This window comes from Streptomyces panaciradicis (genome assembly GCF_023516615.1).
Lineage (GTDB): Bacteria > Actinomycetota > Actinomycetes > Streptomycetales > Streptomycetaceae > Streptomyces > Streptomyces panaciradicis.
Map to the genome: position 1 here is coordinate 1 of NZ_JAMGBF010000190.1, position 951 is coordinate 951.

A 951-nucleotide genomic window follows, 5' to 3' on the forward strand; every position below is an offset into this window, starting at 1 on the left:
TGGTCAGGTATGTAGAGGCCGTGGCGGGAATCGAACCCGCGTAACTCGCTTTGCAGGCGAGTCCCTCAACCACTCGGGCACACGGCCGGGTCGGGTGGGCCGGGGAGGGCTCCCGAACTCGGTGTGTCGACCGTAGGGGCGGGGAGTGGCGGGGCTCAAGGGAATCGGGGGTGGTGCAACGGGACTGCCATACGCCGTTCATGAAAGGGGCGCAGGGGGCGGTCGTACGACCAAGGGACCAGGGCGGGAGGGACCTCCGACAGGGGTGACGGGCGGCTGCGCACCTTACTCTGGCGGGCATGACCGTCCTCGAACCGCGTGACGCCGCCGTCGCAGAACAGATCCCGGGCCGTAGTGAGGAAGGCGTGCTGGGGCGGGAGTACCGGGCGCTCAGCGTCGGGATCGTGTCCGTCGTGGTGCTGATCGCCTTCGAGGCCACGGCCGTGGGGACGGCGATGCCGGTGGCGGCGCGGGAGCTGCACGGGGTGGGGCTGTACGCGTTCGCGTTCTCGGGGTACTTCACCACCAGCCTGTTCGGCATGGTGTTCGCCGGGCAGTGGTCGGACCGGCGGGGCCCGCTCGGGGCGTTGACCACGGGGATCGGCTGCTTCGCGGCGGGGCTGCTGCTGGCCGGGACGGCGTCCGCGATGTGGCTGTTCATCCTGGGACGGGCCGTGCAGGGGCTGGGCGGCGGGCTCGTGATCGTCGCCCTGTACGTCGTCGTCGGCCGGGCCTACCCCGAGCGGTTGCGGCCCGCGATCATGGCGGGCTTCGCGGCCGGCTGGGTCGTGCCGTCGATCGTGGGGCCGCTGGCGTCCGGCGCGGTCACCGAACACCTCGGCTGGCGCTGGGTGTTCATCGGCATCCCCGTCCTCGTCGTCTTCCCCCTCGCGCTCGCCCTGCCGCAGATACGGCGGCGCGCGGCCGGCCCGGTGGCCGTCCCCGGCGCCC

Annotated in this window: 1 protein-coding gene and 1 tRNA gene; one reads left to right on the forward strand and one right to left on the reverse strand. The window is 72.6% G+C overall.

Annotated elements, in window-relative coordinates; genetic code table 11:
* Positions 1-15: 15 nt before the first annotated feature.
* Positions 16-87, reverse strand: a tRNA-Cys gene (locus M8J74_RS39535).
* 212 nt (positions 88-299) lie between these two features.
* Here M8J74_RS39535 and M8J74_RS39540 point away from each other — a divergent pair.
* Positions 300-951, forward strand: a 652-nt coding sequence (locus M8J74_RS39540) for an MFS transporter (protein WP_249841064.1), incomplete at its 3' end; no start/stop codon positions are given.